Origin of the sequence: Pusillimonas sp. (genome assembly GCF_035515275.1) — a bacterium.
In the GTDB taxonomy this organism is placed as follows: Bacteria; Pseudomonadota; Gammaproteobacteria; order Burkholderiales; family Burkholderiaceae_B; genus Pusillimonas.
In genome coordinates this window covers 1-6,920 of sequence record NZ_DATJBQ010000087.1, presented here as the reverse complement: position 1 = coordinate 6,920, position 6,920 = coordinate 1, and the positions used below count along the sequence as shown (strand labels likewise).

General features: G+C 57.9%; 6 protein-coding genes and 1 tRNA gene. All 7 read left to right on the top strand.

Annotated elements, in window-relative coordinates:
* The coding region (locus VL003_RS06505) for a cytochrome b (protein WP_325440771.1) at positions 1–1,089 on the top strand (1,089 nt) is incomplete at its 5' end.
* Between the two features lie 19 nt (positions 1,090–1,108).
* The gene (locus tag VL003_RS06500; RefSeq protein ID WP_325440769.1) at positions 1,109–1,960 is read left to right on the top strand and encodes a cytochrome c1; all 852 of its coding nucleotides are present in this window, start codon (positions 1,109–1,111) and stop codon (positions 1,958–1,960) included.
* Between the two features lie 137 nt (positions 1,961–2,097).
* Positions 2,098–2,706: a glutathione S-transferase N-terminal domain-containing protein gene (locus tag VL003_RS06495; protein WP_325440767.1), complete on the top strand. Its 609-nt coding sequence runs from the start codon at positions 2,098–2,100 to the stop codon at positions 2,704–2,706.
* 46 nt (positions 2,707–2,752) lie between these two features.
* The gene (locus VL003_RS06490) at positions 2,753–3,184 is read left to right on the top strand and encodes a ClpXP protease specificity-enhancing factor (RefSeq protein WP_325440765.1); all 432 of its coding nucleotides are present in this window, start codon (positions 2,753–2,755) and stop codon (positions 3,182–3,184) included.
* Positions 3,185–3,202: 18 nt separating this feature from the next.
* Positions 3,203–3,278 (top strand) — tRNA-Thr (locus tag VL003_RS06485).
* 266 nt (positions 3,279–3,544) lie between these two features.
* Complete coding sequence (locus tag VL003_RS06480; protein ID WP_325440763.1) at positions 3,545–5,194, top strand: thiamine pyrophosphate-binding protein; 1,650 nt, start codon at positions 3,545–3,547, stop codon at positions 5,192–5,194.
* A gap of 272 nt (positions 5,195–5,466) precedes the next feature.
* On the top strand, positions 5,467–6,920 hold a 1,454-nt coding region (locus VL003_RS06475; protein ID WP_325440761.1), incomplete at its 3' end, for a cbb3-type cytochrome c oxidase subunit I.

The following is a 6,920-nucleotide window of genomic DNA, read 5'->3' as shown; positions in this document are numbered from 1 at the left end:
ATGTTCTTCGTGGTGGTGTACCTGCACATGCTGCGCGGCCTGTTTTACGGCTCGTACCGCAAGCCGCGTGAGCTGGTCTGGATCTTCGGCATGGCCATTTTCCTTGTCCTCATGGGCGAGGCGTTCATGGGCTACTTGCTGCCCTGGGGCCAAATGTCGTACTGGGGTGCACAGGTTATTGTCAACCTCTTCTCGGCCATTCCCTTCATCGGCCCCGAGCTTTCGCTCTGGATCCGCGGCGACTACGTTGTATCCGACGCCACGCTTAACCGCTTCTTTGCCTTCCACGTCATTGCATTGCCGCTGGTGCTTATCGGCCTGGTCGTAGCACACGTTATCGCACTGCACGAGGTCGGCTCCAACAACCCCGACGGCGTTGAGATCAAAGACGGCCCCAAAGACGCAAAAGGCCGCCCCATCGATGGCATCCCCTTCCACCCCTACTACTCGGTACACGACATGGTGGGCGTCGCGGGCTTCCTTATTGTCTTTGCCGCCATTGTGTTCTTTGCCCCTGAAATGGGCGGCTACTTCATAGAGTTCAACAACTTTATTCCGGCCGACCCGCTCAAGACCCCGCCACACATTGCCCCGGTCTGGTACTTCACGCCGTTCTACTCCATGCTGCGCGCCATCACGGCCGACTTCACCTGGGTGTTGGCCGCCGCTTCGGTCCTGGGCGCTGTGGCACTGTTCCTGCGCAGCAATCTGCGCGGCGCGTGGCGCATTGCCGTGCCCGTTATTTTGCTGGTGCTCGCCGTGCTGCTGCGCACCATCGACGCCAAGTTCTGGGGCGTTGTGGCCATGGGCGGCTCGGTGGTCATTCTGTTCTTCCTGCCATGGCTCGACCACTCGCCGGTGCGCTCCATTCGCTACCGCCCCACCTGGCATAAATACCTGTACGGCATTTTCATCGTTACATTCCTGATCCTGGGCTACCTCGGCACGCAGCCTCCCAGCCCCGTATTCAACCTGATGAGCCAGATCGGAACCCTGATCTACCTGGGCTTCTTCCTGCTGATGCCTGTCTGGAGCCGCCTCGGCACGTTCAAGCCGGTTCCCGAGCGCATTACGTTCAAAGCTCACTAAGGCCCATAATAATTACGGAATGATCATGATCAAAAAGTTGCTTGGCGTCCTTGCCCTAACCCTGACCTGCTCGGTGGCGGTTGCCGCCGACAGCGGTTACAAGCTCGACAACGCCCCCGACCGCATCAACAACATGGCTTCGCTGCAAAATGGGGCCATGCTGTTCGTCAACTATTGTCTTGGCTGTCATAGCGCACAATCCATGCGTTACAACAAGCTTACCGAGCTTGGCCTGACCGAAGACGAAATCAAACGAAACCTGCTGTTCACCACCGACAAGGTCGGCGATCTCATGACTATCGCCATGACACGCGAAGACGGTTCCAAGTGGTTCGGCGCCGCGCCTCCTGACCTGTCTGTCATCGCTCGCGCCAAGTCGGTCAACCTGGGCCCCAGCGGTGTCGACTATATTTACACTTTCTTGCGCACCTTCTATCGCGACACCACCAAGAAGACAGGCTGGGACAACGCCGTGTTTCCCAGCGTAGGCATGCCCAACGTGTTGTGGCAGTTGCAAGGCCCCGTCACTTATACGCATAACGATCTGCACAAGGTCGTGCAAGACGGCAATACAACCTGGCAGCGCAACATCACCACGTATGATCCGCAAGGCTACTCTCAGGTAAAGACCGAAGCCGTGCAAAACTATCGTGGTGCCCCAACCGTCAAACAAACCTTTCAAGCTACGGGTACAGCACAATCGGTGGCGTTCGACAACAACGTAGCCGACCTGGCCAACTTCCTGGGCTGGATGGCCGAACCCAACCAGCTGTTCCGCAAGCGCCTGGGCGTCTGGGTGCTGCTGTTCCTGGGCCTGTTCCTGGTAGTTACCTGGCGCCTTAACGCCGCCTACTGGAAACACGTCAAGTAACCCGGCCTGGCCGCGCCCGCCTCTGCTCCGGGCACATGCCCGGGGCGATATTTTCAAAATAGGCGTAAAGTAATACGCCTATTTCCCTTTTTTGAGCACACAGGTGCTCATGTATTTTTTGGATGGGATGCCTCGACATGATGGTTCTCTACTCTGGAACGACCTGCCCTTTCTCGCAACGCTGCCGCTTCGTGTTGTTCGAAAAAGGCATGGATTTCGAAATCCGCGACATCGACCTTTACAACAAGCCTGAAGACATCGCGGTCATGAACCCCTATGGTCAGGTGCCTATTTTGGTCGAGCGCGACCTGATTCTTTACGAATCCAACATCATCAACGAATACATCGACGAGCGCTTTCCGCACCCGCAGCTCATGCCCGCCGACCCGGTCATGCGCGCACGCACCCGCCTCTTCTTGTACAACTTCGAAAAAGAGCTGTTCGTTCACGTTTCGGCACTTGAGAACCGCGCCGCCCCCGACGAAAAGGTGCTGGAGAACGCCCGCCAGAACATCCGCGACCGCCTTTCGCAGCTTGCTCCGTTGTTACTCAAAAACAAGTTCATGCTGGGCGAAGAGTTCTCGATGCTCGACGTGGCCGTGGCGCCCCTGCTCTGGAGGCTCGACCACTATGGCATCGAGCTGCCCAAGAACGCCGCACCCATTCAAAAATACGCCGAACGCATCTTCTCGCGCCCCGCCTACATCGAGGCACTGACCCCTTCCGAGAAGGTCATGCGCCGCTAAGCTCATGCACCCCCGGGGCTTGCGCCCCGGCATAAAGCCTATGTCAATGCCCGAATCCTCGACCAAACCGTATCTGATCCGCGCCCTGCATGAATGGTGCACCGACAACGGCTATACCCCGCATATTGTGGTTACGGTCGATGCCAACACGGTCGTACCGCGTGCCCATATTCACGACGGTCAGATCACGCTCAACATCGGTTCGCTGGCCACCAATCGACTGGTGCTAGGCAACGACTACATCGAGTTTCAGGCGCGCTTCAGCGGGGTGACCGAGCACATCTTCGTGCCGGTCGCCGCCGTCTCCGCTATCTACGCACGCGAAACCGGCGCCGGCATGGGTTTCGAAGTGCACGAGTCGCAAGCCTATCCGGGCACCGAATCGCCGTCGGCCGACACTTCCGACACTACCGAAGACAAGCCCGACCCCTCTGACGACGATGACCCCAAACGCCCGCGCCTGACCATCGTCAAATAGGTTAGAATATTGCCTTTAGCCGGCTTAGCTCAGTTGGTAGAGCAGCGCACTTGTAATGCGAAGGTCGAGGGTTCAACTCCTTTAGCCGGCACCAAAGTTATCAAGCACATACGCCACCCCTAACCGGGTGGCGTTTTGCTGTTTGCGCCACGACCCGACGCCCCCCATAACAGCGATCTCCTTGCCTTGCATGTCGGCACGGGCAGATAATGGAAGAACGGGCCGCCCGGATCTTCGCAACCAATAGCGTTCTTCAGACGGCGTTGTGGGTGAATATTGCCCGCAGGTTCAGAATCCAGTCAAAGGGTTCGCCAACGTGATTCTTTCGAACCCGGCAAATTTAACGTTAAAGGAATAATCGTGAAAGTCTACGAAGCCATTGCTCGCGGATTGTCGGACCTGGGTTGTACCGAGCTGTTTGGGGTACTGGGGGACGGTTGTGTGTACATCATCGACAGCTTTCGCCGAGACTGCAACGGGCGCTATGTGGCAGCCGTTCATGAGGGTAGTGCCGTATTGATGGCACAGGGTTGGGCACGTGTAGCCGGCAAGGTTGGTGTGGCTGCAGTCACCCACGGTCCAGGGTTGACGAACACCGTCACGGCTCTGGTCGAAGGCGTCAAGGCGGGCACGCCCATGGTGCTGCTCGTCGGTGATACCCCGGCGACCGACCGCGAACACGCCCAGAACATTAACCAGTCGGCGCTGGTTGCCGCAACCGGCGCAGGTTTCGAGCAACTGCGCAGCCCGGAAACCGTGGCCGAGGATCTGGCCCGTGTGTTTTATCGCGCCCACGTTGAGCATCGACCAATCGTACTCAACATGCCGGTAGAGTTTCAGTGGCAGGAAATTGAATACCAGAAGCCCTACCTGCGCCTGCCCGAGACCCGCAGTGCCATTGCCAGCAGCACCGACATGGATGACGCCATCGGCATCATCGCCTCGTCGCACCTGCCGGTCGTTATCGCCGGGCGCGGGGCGGCCGACCCGGAAGCCGAGGCTGCGGTATTGCGCTTCGCGCGCCGCATCGAGGCGCCCGTGGCCACCTCGTTGCGCGGCAAAGGCCTTTTTGCCGATGATCCGTTCCTCCTGGGCATCTCTGGAACCGCGAGCAACGAAGTCGCGCTCGACGTCATTGGCCGCAGCGACTGCCTGATTGTGTTTGGTGCCAGCCTGAACAAATATACCTCGGCAGAACGAGGCCTGACCCGCGGCAAACGCATTATCCAGATCAACCCCTTGGCGAGCCAACTCGGGCACTGCACGCCGGTAACCGTCGGACTGGTCGGCGACCCCGGCTTAACGGCCGATGCCATGGTCAGGTGGCTGGATGAAGCCGAAATTCCAGGCTCAGGTGCGCGCAACGACGACCTGCTTGAAACGCTCAAGACCTATCATGAACAGGCGCAGAAAAAACTCGTGCATCCGACACCGACCGGAACCGTCGATCTTTACGAGCTGGGCTTTGCATTGGAACAGGCCCTGCCAAAGGATCGTGTGTTCATCACCGGCTCGGGTCGGTTCATGTTTGCGTTCTGGAACACGATTTCGGTACCGAATCCACGCGCTTACGTCGACGGCAACGGGTTCTCTTCCATCGGCATCGGCGAGGCCACGGCCATGGGCGCTGCCATCGCGGCCAAAGATCGGCCGACCCTGCTCGTCACGGGCGATGGCGGCTTCATGCTCAGCGGCCTAAGTGAACTGGCCACCGCCGTGGCCGAACAGCTTGACCTGGTGATTGTCGTTGCCAACGATGGCAGCTACGGCGCCGAGCACATTGCCCTGACCATGCACAACATGGACCCCGAAATCTCTCTACTACCGTCGCGTGATTTTGCGCGCATTGCCGAGGCTTTCGGCTGCAAGGGGTTAACCGTAAGCAACAGCGCCGAACTTCAGGCCGCGATGGCCGCTATAGCCACGCGCGACCGCAAGCGCCCACTGGTGATCGACGTCAAGATCGACCCCGCTTCAGTCTACGGCGGAGCCGCCATTGCACGCCCCTAAGGCGCATGGCATAAGCTCAACGGTGTTTTCAAGCAGCGAGCACGCACCGTATTTTCAAGCAAAGCGCCAACCTTTCGGGGTTGGCGCTTTTTTTTGGTGTCGATCAGCGCGTTGAAGCAGAGCAAGCATTGGTGGCACAGATAAACCCACGATCGGCATAGGCTTATTCCACCCCTTCGCGCCGATTGGATCTATAAAAATACAGGCCGGATCCGCATCACCCGGCAGTCAGGACCCAACCCTTATCTGTTCCATCATCGGGCATAAGTGCTATGAACACTGTCACAGTACTGCTTCTGACCTTCATTTTGTCCGTTACCGGCCTGGGAATTTTCATCTGGTCGTTACGACGCAATCTGTTTGACGATAACCCCGAGGCGGCCGGCGTCATTTTCTCTACAGGTGAAATTGGTCGCGTCGAAGACCCTTCCGCAACCCCCGGGCAGCGTGCGGGTCTGCAGAAGATCGTGACTGAAGGTGGCAAGGCCGTTATTGATCCGACGCTGGCAGACAAGCTCGGGCAGGAGCTTAAAGATCGAATCGACGCCGATCAATCGACGGCTTATGTCTGCTTCGTCTTCCTTTCCTGCGCCGTCGTCTGGCTGGTCATTGCGTCGGTGTTTGGCCTGATCAGCTCCATCAAACTGCATTCTCCCGAGTTCCTTACGCAATATGCATGGCTGACGTTCGGGCGAACCCGCACGCTGCATCTGAACATGGTCGCCTACGGGTGGTGTCCCATGGCGGCGTTCGGCATTGCCATCTGGATGCTGCCCCGATTGCTCAAGACCCATTTATATGGTGGCCGCTTCGCCCTGCTGGGTTGCATGCTCTGGAACGCCGGCCTGATTGCGGGCCTGGGCAGCATTGCGGTCGGTATCAACGATGGGCTCGAATGGCTTGAGATACCGTGGCAAATCAGTATTTTGCTGGTCGCGGGCGGCGCCCTGATAGCGTTGCCGCTGGTCTTCACGCTGGTCAATCGCAAGGTCGACCATTTGTATGTGTCGATCTGGTATATGGGTGCGGCGCTTTTCTGGTTTCCTGTTTTGTATCTGGTCGGCAAATTACCCGCCGTGCATTTTGGGGTGGAACAAGCCACCATGAACTGGTGGTACGGCCATAACGTATTGGGGCTTTACTACACCCCCATTGCCCTGGCGTCGGTTTATTACTTTTTACCCAAGATCATCGGCCGGCCCATTCAGTCGTATAACTTGTCGTTGATCGGGTTCTGGGCCCTGGCTTTCTTCTACGGCCAGGTGGGCGGCCACCACCTGATCGGGGGCCCGGTACCGCATTGGCTGATCACTTTGTCCATCGTTCAATCAATGATGATGATCATTCCCGTGCTTGCTTTTACGGTGAACCAGCACCTGACCATGCGCGGGCACTTCAAGACCACCTATTACTCGCCAACCCTGCGTTTTATTGTATTGGGCGCCATGATGTACACCGTCAGCTCGTTCGAAGGTTCTTTCGAAGCGCTGCGCAGTATCAGCACGGTCGCACACTTTACGCACTTTACCGTCGCGCATGCGCATATCGGTTTGTACGCCTTTTTTTCAATCGTCATGTTCGGCGCCATTTATTTCGTCCTGCCACGCGTCATGAACTGGGAATGGCCGCAGCCCAAGCTCATTATTGTCCACTTCTGGCTGGTCACGCTGGGCATCGGCATCTATGCCGTCAGCCTTAGCGTCGGCGGATGGCTGCAAGGGCTCGA